The sequence below is a fragment of the Streptomyces sp. NPDC093598 genome (assembly GCF_044764825.1).
Lineage (GTDB): Bacteria > Actinomycetota > Actinomycetes > Streptomycetales > Streptomycetaceae > Streptomyces.
The window spans coordinates 244,607-260,969 of the sequence record NZ_JBIWIV010000008.1 but is presented as its reverse complement, the minus strand read 5'-3'; the positions used below and the strand labels follow the sequence as shown (position 1 = coordinate 260,969).

15 protein-coding genes are annotated in these 16,363 nt (G+C 70.4%); 10 read left to right on the top strand and 5 right to left on the bottom strand.

Going from position 1 to position 16,363, the window contains the following annotated elements; all coding sequences use genetic code 11:
* The first annotated feature begins 151 nt into the window (after positions 1 to 151).
* Complete coding sequence (locus tag ACIRDU_RS24385) at positions 152 to 367, top strand: hypothetical protein (RefSeq protein WP_403582567.1); 216 nt, start codon at positions 152 to 154, stop codon at positions 365 to 367.
* Between the two features lie 16 nt (positions 368 to 383).
* Here ACIRDU_RS24385 and ACIRDU_RS24380 read toward each other — a convergent pair whose 3' ends face one another.
* Together ACIRDU_RS24380 and ACIRDU_RS24375 are read right to left on the bottom strand one after the other, a co-directional pair.
* Complete coding sequence (locus ACIRDU_RS24380) at positions 384 to 1,754, bottom strand: ABC1 kinase family protein (protein ID WP_403582564.1); 1,371 nt, start codon at positions 1,752 to 1,754, stop codon at positions 384 to 386.
* Positions 1,747 to 2,961 (bottom strand): ThiF family adenylyltransferase, encoded by a 1,215-nt coding sequence (locus ACIRDU_RS24375; protein ID WP_403582561.1) that lies wholly within the window; start codon positions 2,959 to 2,961, stop codon positions 1,747 to 1,749. Before ACIRDU_RS24375 ends, ACIRDU_RS24380 begins: the two co-directional genes overlap by 8 nt.
* A 317-nt stretch (positions 2,962 to 3,278) precedes the next feature.
* On the opposite strand from ACIRDU_RS24375, the gene ACIRDU_RS24370 reads away from it, so the two are divergent.
* From ACIRDU_RS24370 to ACIRDU_RS24355, 4 genes are all read left to right on the top strand, one after another.
* On the top strand, positions 3,279 to 3,887 hold the full coding sequence (locus ACIRDU_RS24370) for a M48 family metallopeptidase (protein ID WP_403582558.1): 609 nt from the start codon (positions 3,279 to 3,281) through the stop codon (positions 3,885 to 3,887).
* A gap of 142 nt (positions 3,888 to 4,029) precedes the next feature.
* Positions 4,030 to 5,724 carry a TerD family protein gene (locus ACIRDU_RS24365; protein ID WP_403582556.1) on the top strand — a complete coding sequence of 565 codons (1,695 nt, stop codon included), beginning with the start codon at positions 4,030 to 4,032 and terminating at the stop codon, positions 5,722 to 5,724.
* An 11-nt stretch (positions 5,725 to 5,735) separates the two neighbouring features.
* Positions 5,736 to 6,416 carry an AIM24 family protein gene (locus ACIRDU_RS24360; protein ID WP_031112077.1) on the top strand — a complete coding sequence of 227 codons (681 nt, stop codon included), beginning with the start codon at positions 5,736 to 5,738 and terminating at the stop codon, positions 6,414 to 6,416.
* A gap of 16 nt (positions 6,417 to 6,432) precedes the next feature.
* Entirely contained in the window at positions 6,433 to 7,188 is a 756-nt protein-coding gene (locus tag ACIRDU_RS24355) for an AIM24 family protein (protein ID WP_403582554.1), read from the top strand.
* Positions 7,189 to 7,351: 163 nt separating this feature from the next.
* Here the strand turns inward: ACIRDU_RS24355 and ACIRDU_RS24350 are convergent, their stop codons facing one another.
* Together ACIRDU_RS24350 and ACIRDU_RS24345 are read right to left on the bottom strand one after the other, a co-directional pair.
* Positions 7,352 to 7,879, bottom strand: coding sequence for an NUDIX hydrolase (locus tag ACIRDU_RS24350; RefSeq protein WP_403582553.1), 528 nt, complete (start codon positions 7,877 to 7,879; stop codon positions 7,352 to 7,354).
* Positions 7,876 to 9,315 carry a zinc-dependent metalloprotease gene (locus ACIRDU_RS24345; protein ID WP_403582551.1) on the bottom strand — a complete coding sequence of 480 codons (1,440 nt, stop codon included), beginning with the start codon at positions 9,313 to 9,315 and terminating at the stop codon, positions 7,876 to 7,878. The genes ACIRDU_RS24350 and ACIRDU_RS24345 overlap by 4 nt, the downstream gene beginning before the upstream one ends.
* Before the next feature lie 192 nt (positions 9,316 to 9,507).
* Here ACIRDU_RS24345 and ACIRDU_RS24340 point away from each other — a divergent pair, with 192 nt between their 5' ends.
* The 4 genes from ACIRDU_RS24340 to ACIRDU_RS24325 all read left to right on the top strand — a co-directional run bounded on the left by ACIRDU_RS24340 (position 9,508) and on the right by ACIRDU_RS24325 (position 12,658).
* Positions 9,508 to 10,629 (top strand): SDR family oxidoreductase, encoded by a 1,122-nt coding sequence (locus ACIRDU_RS24340; RefSeq protein ID WP_403582550.1) that lies wholly within the window; start codon positions 9,508 to 9,510, stop codon positions 10,627 to 10,629.
* Between the two features lie 94 nt (positions 10,630 to 10,723).
* On the top strand, positions 10,724 to 11,185 hold the full coding sequence (locus ACIRDU_RS24335; protein WP_403582548.1) for a molybdenum cofactor biosynthesis protein MoaE: 462 nt from the start codon (positions 10,724 to 10,726) through the stop codon (positions 11,183 to 11,185).
* 115 nt (positions 11,186 to 11,300) lie between these two features.
* Positions 11,301 to 11,465 carry a hypothetical protein gene (locus ACIRDU_RS24330; protein WP_361301731.1) on the top strand — a complete coding sequence of 55 codons (165 nt, stop codon included), beginning with the start codon at positions 11,301 to 11,303 and terminating at the stop codon, positions 11,463 to 11,465.
* A 101-nt stretch (positions 11,466 to 11,566) separates the two neighbouring features.
* Complete coding sequence (locus tag ACIRDU_RS24325; RefSeq protein ID WP_403582546.1) at positions 11,567 to 12,658, top strand: PDZ domain-containing protein; 1,092 nt, start codon at positions 11,567 to 11,569, stop codon at positions 12,656 to 12,658.
* A gap of 47 nt (positions 12,659 to 12,705) precedes the next feature.
* Here ACIRDU_RS24325 and ACIRDU_RS24320 read toward each other — a convergent pair whose 3' ends face one another.
* Positions 12,706 to 13,248 carry a PPA1309 family protein gene (locus ACIRDU_RS24320; protein WP_351630742.1) on the bottom strand — a complete coding sequence of 181 codons (543 nt, stop codon included), beginning with the start codon at positions 13,246 to 13,248 and terminating at the stop codon, positions 12,706 to 12,708.
* A gap of 163 nt (positions 13,249 to 13,411) precedes the next feature.
* Between ACIRDU_RS24320 and ACIRDU_RS24315 the strand changes: the two genes are divergently transcribed.
* Complete coding sequence (locus ACIRDU_RS24315) at positions 13,412 to 16,363, top strand: UPF0182 family protein (protein WP_403582641.1); 2,952 nt, start codon at positions 13,412 to 13,414, stop codon at positions 16,361 to 16,363.

Sequence of the window (16,363 nt, the reverse complement as noted above, 5' to 3'; positions counted from 1 at the left end):
GGGGGCCGGTCCGTACCGAACGGACCGGCCCCCGCAGTGCGTTGTACCGACCAGGAGGGCGCGCGCCGCCCACCGAGCCGGGGCGTTGTGCCCCGCCGAGCCTGGGGCCTTGTACTCACTGAGTCGCTTGATGCGGCGCTATCGTCGCCGGATGACGAGTCCTCCAGGAGGCGGCGACGACTCCGCCGCGGAGCCGCGGCGCTTTGCCTGCGCCCGCTGCGGCACGTCGGCCGAAGTCCTGACCGAAGGCCCACCCCTCGCCTGGACCTACTCCGTGGAGGACGGCGCCCGCCACTACTACTGCCAGACCTGCTCCCGGGACAACCTCAGGTCCATCGAGGGGCGCCTGGACTCGGACTGGTGGTGAAGCCCGCGGCGGCGACTCACGCCTCCGCCACCGCCTCCTCGCCGTCCGCCGGGTCCTCCGGTACGAACCCCGGCAGCCACTCCTCCAACTCTTCGCGCAGCCGCACCGTCGCCCCCAGCTGGCACAGCACGCCGATCGTGCTCAGAGTCACCCGGTGGATCAGCAAATAGGAGGGGGGCAGGTTGAGCTGCTTGCCGAGCTGGTAGGCAGGGGAGCGGGGGTCGGCGACACGGGCCGCCTGGCTGCGCATCCAGCCCCGGGTGAAGGTGAACTCCTCGACCTGGGCCGGCTCGATGATCGGCAGCAGGTAGTCCATGACGGCGTCCGGGTCCAGCTCTATGGTCTCCTTGACGAACCCTTCCACGCACAGGAGCTCGTAGACCGCCTCGGCCTCCCCGTCGAGAGTCATCCGCAGGGACTCGCCGATGGTGGCCGGCAGGCCGCCCGGGAGACGGTCGACCGTGCCGAAGTCCAGGACGCCCAGCCGCCAGTCGTCCTCACCCTCCGGACCGCCGGGCAGGAGCCGGAAGTTGCCTGGGTGGGGATCGGCGTGCAGCAGGCCCGTGCGGGCGGGACCGGAGAACAGGAAGCGGGCAAGGAGCTGACCGGCACGGTCGCGTTGCTCCTGGGTTCCGTCCGAGATGATCTCCGACAGCGGGATGCCGTCCATCCACTCGGTGACCAGGACCTGGTCCGACTGGTGGACCACCTGCGGCACCACCACGTCCGGGTCGTCCGTGAACTCCTCCGCGTGGGCCTGCTGGGCCTGCGCCTCCAGGCCGTAGTCCAGCTCCTCCGAGACGCGGTCCTTCAGCTCCGCGATCAGCGGCTTGATGTCCATGCCGGGGATCAGCGGACCGAGCAGGCGCGAGAAGCGGCTGAGCTGGTTCAGATCCGACAGCAGGGCTTCGCCGGCGCCCGGGTACTGCACCTTGACCGCCACCTCGCGACCGTCGTGCCACACCCCTCGGTGCACCTGGCCGATCGAGGCCGCCGCTGCGGGCTTGTCCTCGAACTCCAGGAACAGCTCGTGCCAGCCCTCGCCGAGCCGCTCCTCGAGCACCGCGTGCACGGTGCGGGTCGGCATCGGCGGCGCCGCCTCCTGGAGCTTGGTCAGCGCGGCCCGGTAGGGGCCGGCCACCTCCTCGGGCAGCGCGGATTCGAAGACGGACAGGGCCTGGCCGAACTTCATCGCACCGCCCTTGAGCTCGCCGAGCACCTTGAACAGCTGCTCCGCCGTGCGCTGTTGGAGTTCGCGGCCGACGAGCTCGGCGGACTCGCCGACGATCCGCTTGCCGAATCCCCAGGTCGCCCGCCCGGCGATGCCGAGCGGGAGCGCGGCGAGCTTGGCGGTCCGGGTAACCGCCTTCCGGGGAAGATCAGACATGCGCCCTCCAAGTCCCAGCCGGCCGCTCCGCCTCTGCCTCACGGCACTGCTCCGACGGCCGTTGCACCGCCATTGTCTCGTGCGACTCCCCGTCCTCCGAGAGGTGCTCCCCTTTTCCTCTCTCCGCGGCCGCGCACGGGCATGCCGGATGCGCCCAGATCGGCCGCGCATGCCAGTGGAGACCGGGGACGGAGACCTCCCAGCGCGCCCCGGCGCTGGAGGGGGCCCGGCCGTCCAGGAAGGCGAGCGCGTGGGCGGCCGCCAGTCCGGCCACGGTCGTGGCCAGCGTCAGATCGCAGGGCCGCACCTGCCGCTGCCTGCCGGAGCGCCACTGGGCGACCAGGCGCGGCCAGGTCGGGTCCCGCTGGGCGCGGCCCTCTTGCAGACATCCCGCGCAGCTCGTCTCCCCGGGCAGGACGAGAGGGCCGACCACACCGGTGCCCTCCACGACACCGGCGTACAGATGGGGTGTCCCGGAAGCCATCAGTGGCTCGGCGGCGGCCGGGTCGGGCGCGTGCACGGCGACATCGTCCCGCGGCGCGAGGATCACCAGGGAGAACCCCGGGTCGCCTTCCTCCCGGGATGCCTGGGCCGGCGCGCGGCGCGGTGGCCGGTCCGGGGCCGCCCGGCGCACGGCACGGCGGGCCGATTCGTCCCTGCGGTCGCCGACGGCCTCCGCGGGGTGCCCGCCCGGCGCGACGTCCCACGGCTCCACACGGCCGCCGTCGAGCACGTCCACCTCGCCCACACCGGCTCCTGCCAGCAGTGAGGCCAGCAGGGCGCCCACCCGGCCCGCGCCCCGCACCTGCACGCGCTGCGAGCGCCGGGCGGCCAGTTGCCCGATCGCGTCGCCGGGGGCCGAGGTCGTCAGGGACAGAGAGGCCAGGTCGGGGCGCAGCCGGTCGAGGACCTCCTTCTTCTTCCGCAGGGCGTCGGCAGCCGGCCCGCCGCCCCGGGCGTCGTCCAGGAGTCCGGCTCGCGCCAGCCCCCGCACCAGCCCGTCGACATGACCGTCGGGCAGGTCCATGCGGCGCCCCTCCTCGCGCAGCAGCTCCAGCCCCCGCGTGCCGTTCAGGAGGTCGAGGAAGCTGCCCGTCGCCAGGTCCATCGGGCCGAGCGTCATCGCATGCGCCGGTGTCATCCCGAACTGCACGGTGTTGAGGTCGCGCCAGCCGCGCCTGAGCGCCGGCTTCACCATCGGATGCATGACAGACCCCCGTATTTCATAGCTCGTCCCCGTATGTCGGTGGAGCGAGTCGCGGCCCTGGCTCGTCATGCCCAGGCCGGGCGCAGGCGCGGCCCGTACGCAGGGCCGAACCCGGGCGCAGGCGGCCCCTGGTCCCGGGCCGACCCCGCGATCGCTTCGCCGACGAGATCCAGCATGCCCAAACCCGCCGCCGGCTGCCGAAAGTTGTCCACAGGTACGGGTATTCGTCGTACAAATCCGGCGGCCGGTGGGGGGGCTCCGGGACGGAACCGTCCCGGAGCCGGGACTTCCCCGTGTGCAGCGGGTAACGTCGGGGCGTGCCCGCCGACCCACTGCACCGCGCCGGAAAGCCACAGCGCAGCACGACGAGCCAGCCGCCCAGCGGCTCGGGGGCGAGCGCGATCGAGGTCCGCAGGAGTGCCCGCCGACGCAGAACGGTCTCCGCGTATCGCGAGGGCGATCGCACGGTAGTGCTCATCCCCGCCCGGATGTCCGAGGCGGAGGAGCAGCGCTGGGTGAACGTCATGCTCGACAAGCTGGCCGCCCAGGAGAGCAAGCGGGCCCTCGGCGACGCCGAGCTGTACGAGCGGGCACGGCGTCTTTCGGACCAGTACTTCGGCGGACGGGCCCGGCCCGTGTCGGTGCGCTGGGTGACCAACCAGAACACGCGCTGGGGATCCTGCACCCCCTCCGAGGGCAGCATCCGCCTGTCGCACCGCTTGCAGGGCATGCCCGAGTACGTCGTCGACTACGTCCTCGTCCACGAACTCGCCCACCTGCTCGTGCCCGGACACGGACCCCGCTTCTGGGAACTCCTGGAGACCTATCCGCGCACGGAGCGGGCTCGCGGCTACCTCGAAGGCGTGGTCGCCGCCGAGAGGTTGCCCCATGTGCCCGGCGCGCGGGGTGAGAGCCCCGAGGGGTGACCGCCCGCTTTCCGCGAGCGAACAGCGGATACGGCTGAGCGAGCGTTGTGTACCGGCTCTGTACCGACCTCGTCCGGTGTCCGAGTTTGCCGTTAGCCTGGCGCGACGCACTCACGTTCTGGATGGGGGACGGTCGTTACGCATGGCCAGGGAATTCCAACGCGGCCACAAGGCCAGGATCAGTGACCTCACCGCGGGCACGGATCTGTACGTAGGTGTGCAGATCGCCGGCCCCGGACTGAACTTCGACATCAGCTGCTTCGGCCTCGACGCCGACGAACGGCTCTCGGACGACCGGTACTTCGTCTTCTTCAACCAGCCGAAGTCCCCCGAGGAGTCCATTCAGCTCCTGGGCGCGCAGGCGGGCGACACGGAGTCCTTCCGGGTGACGCTCGACCGGATCCCGCCGCAGATCCAGAAGCTGTCCTTCACGGCGACGATCGACGGTGCCGGGCAGATGTCGCAGATCGCCCCCGGTTACATTCGCATCGTCGCGGGCGGCGAGGAGGTGGCGCGCTACTCCTTCAACGGCTCGGAATTCTCCACCGAACGGGCCGTGATGCTGGGCGACTTCTACCTCAAGGACGTCTGGCGGTTCGCCGCCGTCGGGCAGGGCTTCGACGGCGGTCTGGACGCGCTGCTGAAGAACTTCGGCGGCGAGGTGGCCGAGGAGGAGACGCCCGCACCCACCCCGCAGCAGCCGCAGGCCGGCGCCGCCCCGGGCTTCGCTCCGCCCGCGTTCGGCGCCCCCGGCACTCCGGAACCCGCCCCCGCACCGGCAGCGCCTCCGGCTCCCGCACCCCAGCCCGCGCAGGGGTTCGCGCCCCCGCCCGGTCCCACCCCGCCTCCGGCCCCGGCGCCCGCACCGCCGGTGCACGCCGCCCCGACCATCGTCGCGCCCCTGCACACCCCGCCCGGCGGCTCCCCGGTGCCGCCCCCGGCCCCGGCGCCCGCGCCGTACGGTCAGCCGGGCCAGCAGCCGCCGCCGTACGGTCAGGTCCCCGGCCAGACGGCACCGCCGCCCCCCGGCTACGGCCAGCCCCAGGCACCCCAGGCCCCTGCCCCGCCTCCCGGTTACGGCCAGCACACCCCGCCCCCGGGCTACGGCCAGCAGCCGCCCGTCGGGCAGGCCCCCTACGGAGCTCCGCAGGGTGTTCCCCAGGGCGCCTCCCAGGGCCCCGGTGTGTCCGCCGCGCTCCAGCAGTTCAGGGAGACCCCGACGGGGCAGCGCTGGACGCAGCAGAACAAGAAGCTCGTCCGCGTCGACCTCGGCATCGGCGGACAGCCCGTGCTGGCCCGGCAGGGCAGCATGGTGCTCTACCAGGGCAAGGTCGACTTCAGCTACAAGGGCGCCGGGTTCTCCGGCCGGATCGTGGGCAACGCGACCGGCCAGGAGATGCAGCTGATGCGCTGTACGGGTCAGGGCCAGGTGTTCCTCGCCGAGAACTCGACCATGCTGCACCCCCTCGAATTGCAGGGCGACGCCGTCTGCGTCTCCGCCGAGAACGTCCTCGCCTTCGACGAGAGCCTCACCTATGAGGTCCGCCGCATCGAGGGTCACGGCATCCCCGGCGGCGCGCTGTTCACCATGCAGTTCCAGGGCACGGGCACCATCGTCGTCAAGACGCACGGCACGCCCGTGGTGCTGCCCGTCACGCCCACCACGTTCGCCGACTGCAACGCCGTGGTCGCCTGGTCGGCCGCCGCCCAGGTCGTCGTCTCCAGCCAGGTGCGGATACGCCGCAACGCCTACCCCGGCGACACGGGCGAGAGCGTCAACCTCCAGTTCCGGGGAGCGCCCGGGAACTTCATCGTCGTCCAGCCGTACGAGGTCTGAGGGAGCCCGTCATGACACAGCAGCTCGCGGGCCACGCCCCCGCACCCGTCACCGCCCGCATGGAGAACCACGGCAATCACATGCTGAAGGTCGCCATGCAGACCGGGAACGACCTCCTCGCGCGCGTGGGGTCGATGGTCGCCTACGAAGGGTTCGTGCAGTACGAGCCCAACCCGCCGGCCGTGCGTCAGATCGCCAAGGACTGGATGACTGGCGAGGGCGCGCCCCTGATGAAGTGCTCCGGCGACGGCCTGCTCTACCTCGCCGACTACGGCGCGAACGTCGTCGTCATCAACCTCAACGGCGACGGCATCTCCGTCAACGCCACCAACCTGCTCGCCTTCGACGCCCACCTGACGTGGGGCGTGGAGCGGGTCAAGGGTCTGGCGAAGTTCGCCGGGCAGGGCCTGTGGAACACCAAGATCTCCGGGCAGGGCTGGGTCGCGCTGACCTCCCGGGGCAAGCCCATCGTCGTCGACTGCGGAGGCGGCGAGGACGAGACCTACGTCGACCCCGACGCGCTCGTCGCCTGGTCCCCGAACCTCAAGGTGAAGGGCAAGCGCAGTTTCCGGGCCCAGTCGCTGATCGGCCGCGGCAGCGGCGAGGCCTACCAGATGGCCTTCTCCGGTCAGGGCATCGTCGTCGTCCAGCCCAGTGAGGACAGCACCGACCGTCTCCGGGTCCGGGGCTGAGGGGGAGCCACACGCCATGCAGAGCCCGATTTTCGCCTACAACGAGCAGCAGACCCAGGAACGCTGGAGCCTGCAGAACAAGCAGATGCTGCGCGTCGCCCTGGAGGGCCACGACGACATCCTGGCCCGCAAGGGCACCATGGTCGCCTACCAGGGCCTCGTCGAGTTCGACGCCGAGTACCAGAGCAACCAGCAGTCACGCGCGCGTGCGCAGACCGGAGAGGGCCTGGACCTGATGCGCTGCCACGGGCAGGGCACGGTCTACCTCGCCAACCTCAAGCAGCACGTCCACGTCATGGAGGTGGACCAGGACGGCCTCACCGTCGACAGCAGCTACGTGCTGGCGATGGACTCCTCCCTGCACCACGAGGTCATCGCCGTGGACAGCCTGTACGGCATCTCCGGCTCCGGGAAGTACCAGCTCAACATCTCCGGCCGGGGCAAGGTCGCCCTGATGACCTCCGGGATGCCGCTGCTGTTGCAGGTGACACCCGACAAGTACGTCAACTGCGACGCCGACGCGATCGTCGCCTGGTCGACGAGCCTGCGGGTGCAGATGCAGGCCCAGACACACTCCTCCGGGGTATGGCGGCGGCGCGGCAGCACCGGCGAGGGCTGGGAGCTGAGCTTCATGGGCACCGGCTTCGCGCTCGTCCAGCCGAGCGAACTGCTGCCGCCGCAGAACGCCCAGATCGGCTCGGGTCTCGCCGCGCAGTACGGCATGGGCCAGCAGGGAGCACGCGGGCAGAACCAGGGCAACGTCTGGAGCTGATCGCTCCGCGGGTTCGGCCGAGGGGTCGGGTGCTGTGCGGTCCGAGCCGGGCCCGCGGGCCGTGTGTGGCTGGTCGCGCGGTTCCCCGCGCCCCGACGGCGCAATCAACCGTCACAGCACATGTTAAGGGGCGACCGCCCGTGCGGTCGCCCCTTACACATGCTCAGGCTGAGAGCCTCGCGCGCGTGGCCTCCAGCAGCCGTGTCACCGACTCGTCCGCCACGTCTGCCACCTCGTCGTATCCGAACCAGCGCACGTCGAGTGACTCGTCACTGATCTCGTGCCTGGCGTCCGGCGGTGCCACGACCGCGTACTGGACGTCGAAGTGGCAGTGGCACGGCGGCGGGATCGGATGCCGGTCCAGACGCACCGGACCGCCGGGCAGCAGGGAGAGCCCCGAGACACCGGACTCCTCCGCGGCCTCACGCAGGGCCGCGTCCGCCAGGGAGGCGTCGCCCGGCTCGCAGTGGCCGCCCATCTGAAGCCACATCTGGAGCTTCTTGTGCAGAGTCAGCAGCACCCGGCCGCCTTCGGGGTCGATCACCAGGGCACTCGCCGTGATGTGACCCGCCTGGCAGGCCTTCCACAGCCCGTCCGGGTGCTCCGCCAGGTGGTCCAGATAGGCCTGGCGCAGCTCCGCCTGGTCCTCGTACCCCTTCAGCACGAGGACCGTGTCGTCGTACAGGCTCACCCGGCGTCGTCGCCCTTGTTCTTGTCCTCGCCGTCGTCCTTCTTCTTCAGGTCGGGCTTGTCCGCCGCCTCGCCGAGCATCTTGTCCAGCTCGGAGAAGTCGATCTGCTCGCGGTGCACGAAGCCGTCCGGGTCGTCCAGGTCGGTCGCCGTGGGCAGCATGTCCGGGTGGTGCCACAGGGCGTCCCGGCCGTCGACACCACGCGCGTCCGTGAGCGAGGCCCACAGCCGGGAGGCGTCCCGCAGACGGCGCGGGCGCAGCTCCAGACCGATCAGCGTGGCGAACGTCTGCTCGGCCGGCCCGCCCGAGGCACGGCGGCGGCGCAGCGTCTCGCGCAGGGCGTCGGCGGACGCCAGGCGGGGCTTCGCGGCGGCGTGGACCACCGCGTCCACCCAGCCCTCCACGAGCGCCAGAGCCGTCTCCAGACGGGCCAGCGCGGCCTTCTGCTCGGGCGTGTCCTCCGGCTGGAACATGCCCTGCTGGAGGGCCTCCTGGAGCTGCTCCGGGTTCTGCGGGTCGAACTGGCCGACCACGTCCTCCAGCTTGGCCGTGTCGACCTTGATCCCGCGGGCGTAGCCGTCGACCGCGCCGAACAGATGCGAGCGCAGCCACGGCACGTGCGCGAAGAGGCGCTGGTGGGCGGCCTCGCGCAGGGCGAGATACAGCCGTACCTCCTCCTGGGGGACGCTCAGGTCCTTGCCGAACGTCTCGATGTTCACCGGCAGCAGCGCGGCCTTGCCGGCCGGGGCGAGCGGAAGGCCGATGTCGGACGAGCCGACGACCTCGCCGGCGAGCACACCGACGGCCTGCCCGATCTGCGTACCGAACATGGCGCCGCCCATCGAGCGCATCATGCCGATCAGCGGACCGGCCATGGCCTGCATCTCCTCCGGCAGGACGTCGCCCATGGCGGTGCCGACGCGCTCGGCGACCGGGTCGACGAGCTCCTTCCAGGCGGGCAGGGTGGCCTCGACCCACTCCGCGCGGCTCCAGGCCACCGCCGAGGCGGCGCCGGACGGCAGGGAGGTGGCATCGTCGAGCCACAGGTCGGCCAGGCGGACGGCTTCCTCGACGGCCTTGCGGTCGGCGGGGCCGACGCTGGCGTCCTTGGTGCCGTCAGGGCTGCCCTGGGAGACCGTCTGGCGGGCGATCTGCTTGGCCATGTCCCAGTTCACCGGCCCGCCCTCGTAGGAGAGCATCTGGCCGAGCTGCTGGAACGCGGCGCCCAGGTCGGTGGGGTTCAGCGACCCGAACATGGCTGCGAACGGATTGTCCGCACCGGGGCCGCCGGGGCCTCCGGCTCCGGGCAGGCCGCCGAAACCGAACGGGTTGGCCGGTCCCTGACCACCACCGCTCTGCTGGTCCTTCTTCTTGCCCTCGTCGCCGTCGTCCGGCTCCTCCGGCGGAAGGCCGAATCCGAATGGGGTGTCACTCACGGGATTCCTCGGCTGGTAGGGCCGCCGGTTCTTTCCGGCGGCACGGCTGCCCGACAACACCACCCAGCCTAGACACCCGGGGCGGATAGGGCCTCGGTGCTTCGCCGACTGACGGCCTGCGGCAGGATGGATGCCACCTGGTACGCACGCGTCGGACGCGCTCGTACTGAAGACAACCGCTGGAGACGCCCGGTGAGTTCCCCAGATCCGCAGGTTCGCGCAGCGCGAAACCAGTCAATCAGTTCCGCGAGTCCCGCGGCGCGCGGCCCCGTCGTCGCGGTCACCGGCGCCGCGTACGGCGTAGGAGCCCTGCTCACCGAGCAGCTCGCCGCGTCCGACGAGGTCAAGCAGGTCGTGGCCATCGACGAGCGGCGCGGCGAGTGCGCGGCGGCGCAGTGGCACATCCTGGACGTACGGGATCCTGCCATCGCCGACAAGCTGCGCGGCGCCGACGTGGTGGTGCACCTGGCGCTGGATCTCGACCTGGAGACCGACGCGGCCGCCCGAACGGCCTACAACGTACGGGGGACGCAGACCGTCCTGACGGCGGCCGCTGCGGCCGGAGTGCACCGGGTCGTGCTGTGCACCTCGGCGATGGTCTACGGGGCGCTGCCCGACAACGAGCTGCCGCTGTCCGAGGACGCCGAACTGCGGGCCACGGCGGAGGCGACGGGCGTCGGCGACCTGCTGGAGATCGAAGGCCTGGCGCGGCGCGCGCCCCGGGCGCACCCGGGGCTCAATGTCACCGTGGTACGGCCGGCCGTGCTGGTGGGAGGCACGGACACCGCGCTGACCAGGTACTTCGAGTCTCCCCGGCTGCTCGTCGTCGCCGGGTCGCGGCCCGCGTGGCAGTTCTGCCACGTCGAGGACCTGTGCACCGCACTGGAGTACGCCGTCCTGGAGAAGGTCGACGGGGAACTGACCGTCGGGTGCGACGGCTGGCTGGAGCAGGAGGAGGTCGAGGAGCTCAGCGGCATCCGGCGGATGGAGCTGCCGTCGGCGGTCGCGCTCGGTGCGGCGGCGCGACTGCACCGGATCGGGCTGACGCCGTCCCCGGCCGGGGACCTGGCATACACGATGTATCCCTGGGTGGTGAGCGGCAGCCGGCTGCACGACGCCGGGTGGCGGCCGCGGTACACCAACGAGGAGGTGCTGGCGGAACTCCTGGAGGAGGTCTCCGGCCGGCACACGGTCGCCGGACGCCGGCTGGGCCGCAAGGACGCCACGGCCGCGGGCGCCGCGGGCGCGACGGTGGCGCTGCTGGGCGCGGCGGCGGTGGTGCGCCGGGCGCGGAAGGCCCGGCGGCGGATCTGAGGGACGTCCCTGTAGAAGACTCCAAACGCGTACGCGCGCGTGCCGGTCGAAAGCTCTATTCCGCGCTGTCGGTCGCGTGCGGCACGATGGAGGCATGGCAACCACGAACGATCACCCCGGTGAGCAGGCCGCGCAGGACCCGATCAAGCTGATCGGGATCCGGGACACGGCCCTCTCGCTGGACGAGGTGTTCCGGGCGGTCGGGGACGACGCGGCCGGGGGCACCGCGCTCTTCGTGGGAACCGTGCGGAACCACGACGGGGGCGCCGACGTCGAGGAACTCGGGTATTCGTGCCACCCCAGTGCCGAGGCGGAGATGCGGCGGATCGCCGAGAAGGTCGCCGCCGAGTTCCCGGTGCGGGCCCTGGCGGCCGTGCATCGCGTGGGGGACCTCCGGGTCGGGGACCTCGCCGTGGTCGTCGCCGTCTCCTGCCCGCATCGAGGGGAGGCCTTCGAGGCCTGCCGCAAGCTGATCGACGACCTCAAGCACGAAGTGCCTGTCTGGAAGCACCAGAAGTTCTCCGACGGCACCGAGGAATGGGTCGGCGCCTGCTGATCCGGTAAGCCGCCTTCCGGTTGCGTAACCGCACCCCTGGCGTGAGCGTTGTCACTGCGGATGGTTAATCTGCTGATCAGTCAGTCGCGGACGCTCAAAGGGGTTGGAGGTCGGCATGGCGGCGCTCGCCTGGTTGCTGATTCCGCTTGTGGCTGCCATCGGCGCGGGGCTCTGGGGCAGTTGGGCCAACCGGACCCGCAAGGTCCGCAACGACGGCCCGGAGCTCATCGGCTACGCCCGCTTCCGCGAGGCCATGGAGAAGCCCCGGCCGGGTGGCTGACGGCCGAATAAGGGCAGGTCACAGACGTCGCAGAGCCCAGGGCCGCCCCGGACGGGCGGCCCTGACGGTGCGCTGACAGGACCGTCCCGTAATGTCGAGCCATGCCACGCCGCACCGCGACGATGCTCGCCTCCACCCTGATGCTGATCGCGCTCCTGTGCGCGGGAGTGTTCATCCCCGTGCCCTACGCGGAGATGTCCCCGGGGCCGACGGTGAACACCCTGGGCGATCACGACGGTGAGCCGGTGCTGCAGATCGCGGGGAAGAAGACGTACGCCACCAGTGGCCATTTGAACATGACCACGGTCCGGGTCACGAGCGCCGACTACCGGATGAACCTGGTCGAAGCCGTCTACGGCTGGCTCGCCCACGACAACAAGGTCGTGCCGCACGAGACGCTCTACCCGGACGGCAAGACCGAGGAGCAGTCCACCCAGGAGAACGCCGAGGAGTTCAGCCAGTCCCAGGAGAGCGCCAAGGTCGCCGCTCTGAAGCAGCTGGACGTTCCGGTGAAGTCCTGGGTGATCGTCTCGACGGTCGTCAAGGGATCCCCGGCCGAGGGCAAGCTGCACGCGGGGGACGTGATCAAGGCCGTCGACGGCACGGTGGTGAAGGCGCCGGCCGACGTCGCGAAGCTCGTCACCAAGCACAAGCCGGGCCAGAAGGTCCGCTTCACGGTCGTGCCGGCCAAGGAGCAGGCCGCCGCGGAGAAGGAGAAGCGGACGCCGACCAAAACGCAGGACATCACCATGACCACCACGACGTCCGACGACGACGGCGAGAAGCGCGCCATCGTGGGGATCTCGGCGGGGACCGACCACACCTTCCCGTTCACCATCGACATCAAGCTGGCCGACGTCGGCGGGCCGAGCGCCGGGCTGATGTTCGCGCTCGGCATCTACGACAAGCTCACGCCGGGCAGCCTGACCGGCGGCGCGTTCGTGGCCGGCACCGGCACGATCGACGACGCCGGCAAGGTCGGCCCGATCGGCGGCATCGAGATGAAGACCGTCGGCGCGCGGGCCAAGGGCGCGCGGTACTTCCTGACGCCCGCCGACAACTGCGCGGCCGCCGCCAAGGACACCCCCGACGGCCTCACCCTCATCAAGGTGGGCACCATCCAGGACGCCCTCGGCGCGCTGAAGGACATCCGCAGCGGCGCCACCGCGGACCTTCCGAAATGCGGTAAGTAGTCCGCTGACCAGGGGCCCGGCAGGCCGGACCCCACGGTCCTTCCGGGCTACTCCTCGAACGTCGCCGCCAGCGCCTCCGCCAGCCCCGGGACCAGGTCCGAGCCGGTCAGGACCTCGGTGGGCGAGTCCTTCTCGCGCAGCCGCAGTGCCGACTCGCGCGTGCCGTCGCGCAGGACCGCGACCGTCATGCGGACCTCCTGGCGGTCCGGGTGGTCGGCCACCCACTTCGTGAGCGCCGCCTCGCTCAGACCCTGCGGAACCTGGGCCTCCGCGGACGGCGGCAGCATCAGGCGCTCCACGGCGAGGGCGCAGCCGGCCACCGCGTCGGGCCAGGCGATGGTGGCGAGGAACTCGTCGAGCGGCTTGCCCGTTGGAACTTCGTCCTGCTCGATCGGGGTGAGGCCGGAGTTCTCCGACTCGTCCCCCAGACCGAGCCGGTCCGCGAGCGAGGGCTGTTCGGCCCGCAGCCGTGCGGTGTCGACGAGGGCGAAAAGGCGGGCTGACTGGTCCCAGCCGAGGCCGGAGACGTACTCGTCGATCTCGAGAACGGCCCGGGTGAGCGGGTTCGCAGCCATGGGAGTGTTGGACATGGTCACAATCCTGCCTCGTTCCCGGCCGGAATCGGGAACCGAGTAAACGGTGAGTAAGTTGCATAGGTGGGGGCCCACGATCACGGGGGCCACGGACGGTCCGTGAAGACGCGGGCCTGACGAATCAACAGCGAACTTCGAGGTGCGCACCTTGGCTTTCCAGATGCCGGACCGCGGCGGAGGCCCTTCGGGGCCGCGGATCAGAGTGGGCCGCCCGTCCCGGCGTGTCCGGACCCTGCTCATGACGCTGGGCGTCCTGGCCGTTCTCGGCATGGCGTTCACCATGTTCGCGGGCTTTTGGACGGACTGGCTCTGGTACCGGTCGGTGAACTACTCCTCGGTCTTCACCACCACCCTGTGGACGAAGATCGGGCTCTTCTTCGTCTTCGGCCTGCTCATGGCCCTCTCCGTCGGATTCAACATCTGGCTGGCGCACCGACTGCGGCCGCCGTTGAGCGCCATGTCGATGGAGCAGCAGAACCTCGACCGCTACCGGATGAGCATCGCGCCCTACAAGAAGTGGCTGCTGTTCGGGATCACCGCCCTGGTGGGCCTGATCGCCGGTGCCTCGGCGTCCGGTCAGTGGCGGACGTGGCTGATGTGGGTCAACGGCGTGCCCTTCGGCCAGAAGGACCCCCAGTTCAAGCTGGACGTCTCCTTCTACGCCTTCGACCTGCCCTGGTACCGGTTCCTGCTCGGCTTCGGCTTCGCCGCCGCGATCCTGTCCGTGATCGCCGCCGCGCTCACGCACTACCTGTACGGCGGCCTGCGCGTCACCAGCCCCGGCGCCCGCGCCACGGCCGCGGCCACCGGGCACCTGTCGGTGCTCATCGGCATCTTCGTGGCCCTGAAGGCGGTCGCGTACTGGCTCGACCGGTACGGACTCGCGGTGAAGTCCAGCGACTTCCGGGCAACCGACAACTGGACGGGCCTGAGGTACGTCGACGCCAACGCCTACCTGCCGGCCAAGACGATCCTGTTCTGCATCGCCGTCATCTGCGCGCTGCTGTTCTTCGCCACCATCTGGCGGCGCACCTGGCAGCTGCCCGTGATCGGCTTCGGCCTGATGGTGCTCTCCGCGATCCTCATCGGCGGCCTGTACCCGGCGATCGTGCAGAAGTTCCAGGTCCAGCCGAACGAGCAGGCCAAGGAAGCGCCGTACGTCGAGAAGAACCTCGAGGCGACGCGCAAGGCCTACGGTATCGACGGCACCAAGGTCACCGACTACTCGGGCACCAGCAAGACCGAGGACAAGACCACGCTGCGCGATGACGTTCCCTCCACCGCCAGCATCCGGATCATGGACCCGAACATCGTCTCGCCGACGTTCCAGCAGCTCCAGCAGATCAGGAACTACTACGCGTTCCCGAACAACCTGGACGTCGATCGCTATACCAAGGACGGCAAGGACCAGGACACGGTCATCGGCCTGCGTGAGCTGAACCTCGCGGGTATCCCGAAGAAGAACTGGATCAACAACCACTTCCGTTACACCCACGGATTCGGAGTGGTCGCCGCCGAGGGCACCAGCGCAGACGCCCAGGGCCGTCCGAACTTCACGGAGTCCGACCTGCCCTCCGAGGGTGACCTCGGCACGTACGAGCAGCGGATCTACTACGGCGAGAAGACCGACACGTACTCGATCGTCGGCGGTCCCCAGAAGGAGATCGACTACTCCGACGACAACGGTGAGAAGACCACCAGCTACAAGGGTGACAGCGGGGTCAACCTCTCCAACCCGGTCAACCGGGCCGCGTACGCGGTGGCGTTCGGCGAGCCGCAGATCCTGTACTCCGGTGCGATCGGCGACGGTTCGCGGATCCTGTACAACCGCACGCCCAAGGAGCGCGTCGAGGCGGTCGCGCCCTGGCTGACCATCGACGGCGACGCCTACCCGGCGGTCGTGGACGGCCGGATCCAGTGGATCGTCGACGCGTACACGACGACGAACGGCTACCCGTACTCCTCGCGTACGACGCTCGGTGACACCACGGCCGACTCGCTGACCGCCACGAACGACAACCGCGCCGTGGTGGCCCAGCAGAACCAGGTCAACTACATCCGCAACTCGGTGAAGGCGACCGTCGACGCGTACACCGGCGAGGTGAAGCTCTTCCAGTGGGACACCCAGGACCCCGTCCTGAAGACCTGGATGAAGGCCTTCCCGGGCACGGTGGAGCCCAAGAGCGACATCTCCAAGTCGCTGATGGACCATCTGCGCTACCCCCAGGACCTGTTCAAGGTCCAGCGGGAGCTGCTCACGCGCTACCACGTGAAGGACGCCACGACGTTCCTCAGCGGCAGCGAGGTGTGGCAGGTGCCGGACGACCCGACGAACCGGTCGGGCAGCGCGGTGCCGCCGTACTACCTGAGCATGAAGATGCCCGACCAGAAGGCGCAGGCGTTCTCGCTGACGACGACCTTCACGCCCAACGGCCGGGACAACCTCAGTGCGTTCATGGCGGTCGACGCCGAGGCGGGCACCAGTGACTACGGCAAGATCAGAATCCTGAAACTGCCGACCAACACCACGGTCAACGGACCCAAGCAGGTCCAGAGTCAGTTCAACTCCCAAGAGGACATCGCCGAGTCGATCAGGCTCCTGAGAGGCGGGGACTCCGAAGTGGAGTACGGCAACCTGCTGACGGTGCCGCTCGACGGAGGACTGCTGTACGTGGAGCCGGTCTACGTACGCGGTGGTGGACTGAAGTACCCGCTGCTGCGGAAGGTGCTGGTCACCTACGGAGGCCAGACCGCCTTCGAGAACACCCTCGACGAGGCCCTCAACAAGGTCTTCGGAGCGGACGGTCCGGCCACCGAGCCACCGGACGAGGGCGATACGACGACGCCACCGCCGACGTCCGACAACCCGACGGTCCAACAGGCCCTGGAGGACGCCCAGAAGGCGTTCGACGCGGGCCAGGAGGCCCTGAAGAAGAACGACTGGGAGGCGTACGGCCGGGCGCAGAAGGACCTCGAGGACGCCCTGCAGCGGGCCGAGGACGCCCAGGCCGCGGCGAGCCGGGCGGGCGGCGCCGGGGGCGGCGAGAGCAAGCCCAGCGGTAGCCCGAGCGGCAGTCCCAGCGGCAGTCCGAGCCCGAAGCCGAGTAGCTAG

Bases quoted from the DNA above. Each gene is read 5' to 3' on its own strand.
- ACIRDU_RS24330 (WP_361301731.1), top strand. From the start codon at position 11,301: ATGGCGGCGCTCGCCTGGTTGCTGATTCCGCTTGTGGCTGCCATCGGC.
- ACIRDU_RS24335 (WP_403582548.1), top strand. From the start codon at position 10,724: ATGGCAACCACGAACGATCACCCCGGTGAGCAGGCCGCGCAGGACCCG.
- ACIRDU_RS24380 (WP_403582564.1), bottom strand. From the start codon at position 1,754: ATGTCTGATCTTCCCCGGAAGGCGGTTACCCGGACCGCCAAGCTCGCC.
- ACIRDU_RS24360 (WP_031112077.1), top strand. From the start codon at position 5,736: ATGACACAGCAGCTCGCGGGCCACGCCCCCGCACCCGTCACCGCCCGC.
- ACIRDU_RS24365 (WP_403582556.1), top strand. From the start codon at position 4,030: ATGGCCAGGGAATTCCAACGCGGCCACAAGGCCAGGATCAGTGACCTC.
- ACIRDU_RS24320 (WP_351630742.1), bottom strand. From the start codon at position 13,248: ATGTCCAACACTCCCATGGCTGCGAACCCGCTCACCCGGGCCGTTCTC.
- ACIRDU_RS24315 (WP_403582641.1), top strand. From the start codon at position 13,412: ATGCCGGACCGCGGCGGAGGCCCTTCGGGGCCGCGGATCAGAGTGGGC.
- ACIRDU_RS24385 (WP_403582567.1), top strand. From the start codon at position 152: ATGACGAGTCCTCCAGGAGGCGGCGACGACTCCGCCGCGGAGCCGCGG.
- ACIRDU_RS24325 (WP_403582546.1), top strand. From the start codon at position 11,567: ATGCCACGCCGCACCGCGACGATGCTCGCCTCCACCCTGATGCTGATC.
- ACIRDU_RS24355 (WP_403582554.1), top strand. From the start codon at position 6,433: ATGCAGAGCCCGATTTTCGCCTACAACGAGCAGCAGACCCAGGAACGC.
- ACIRDU_RS24375 (WP_403582561.1), bottom strand. From the start codon at position 2,961: ATGCATCCGATGGTGAAGCCGGCGCTCAGGCGCGGCTGGCGCGACCTC.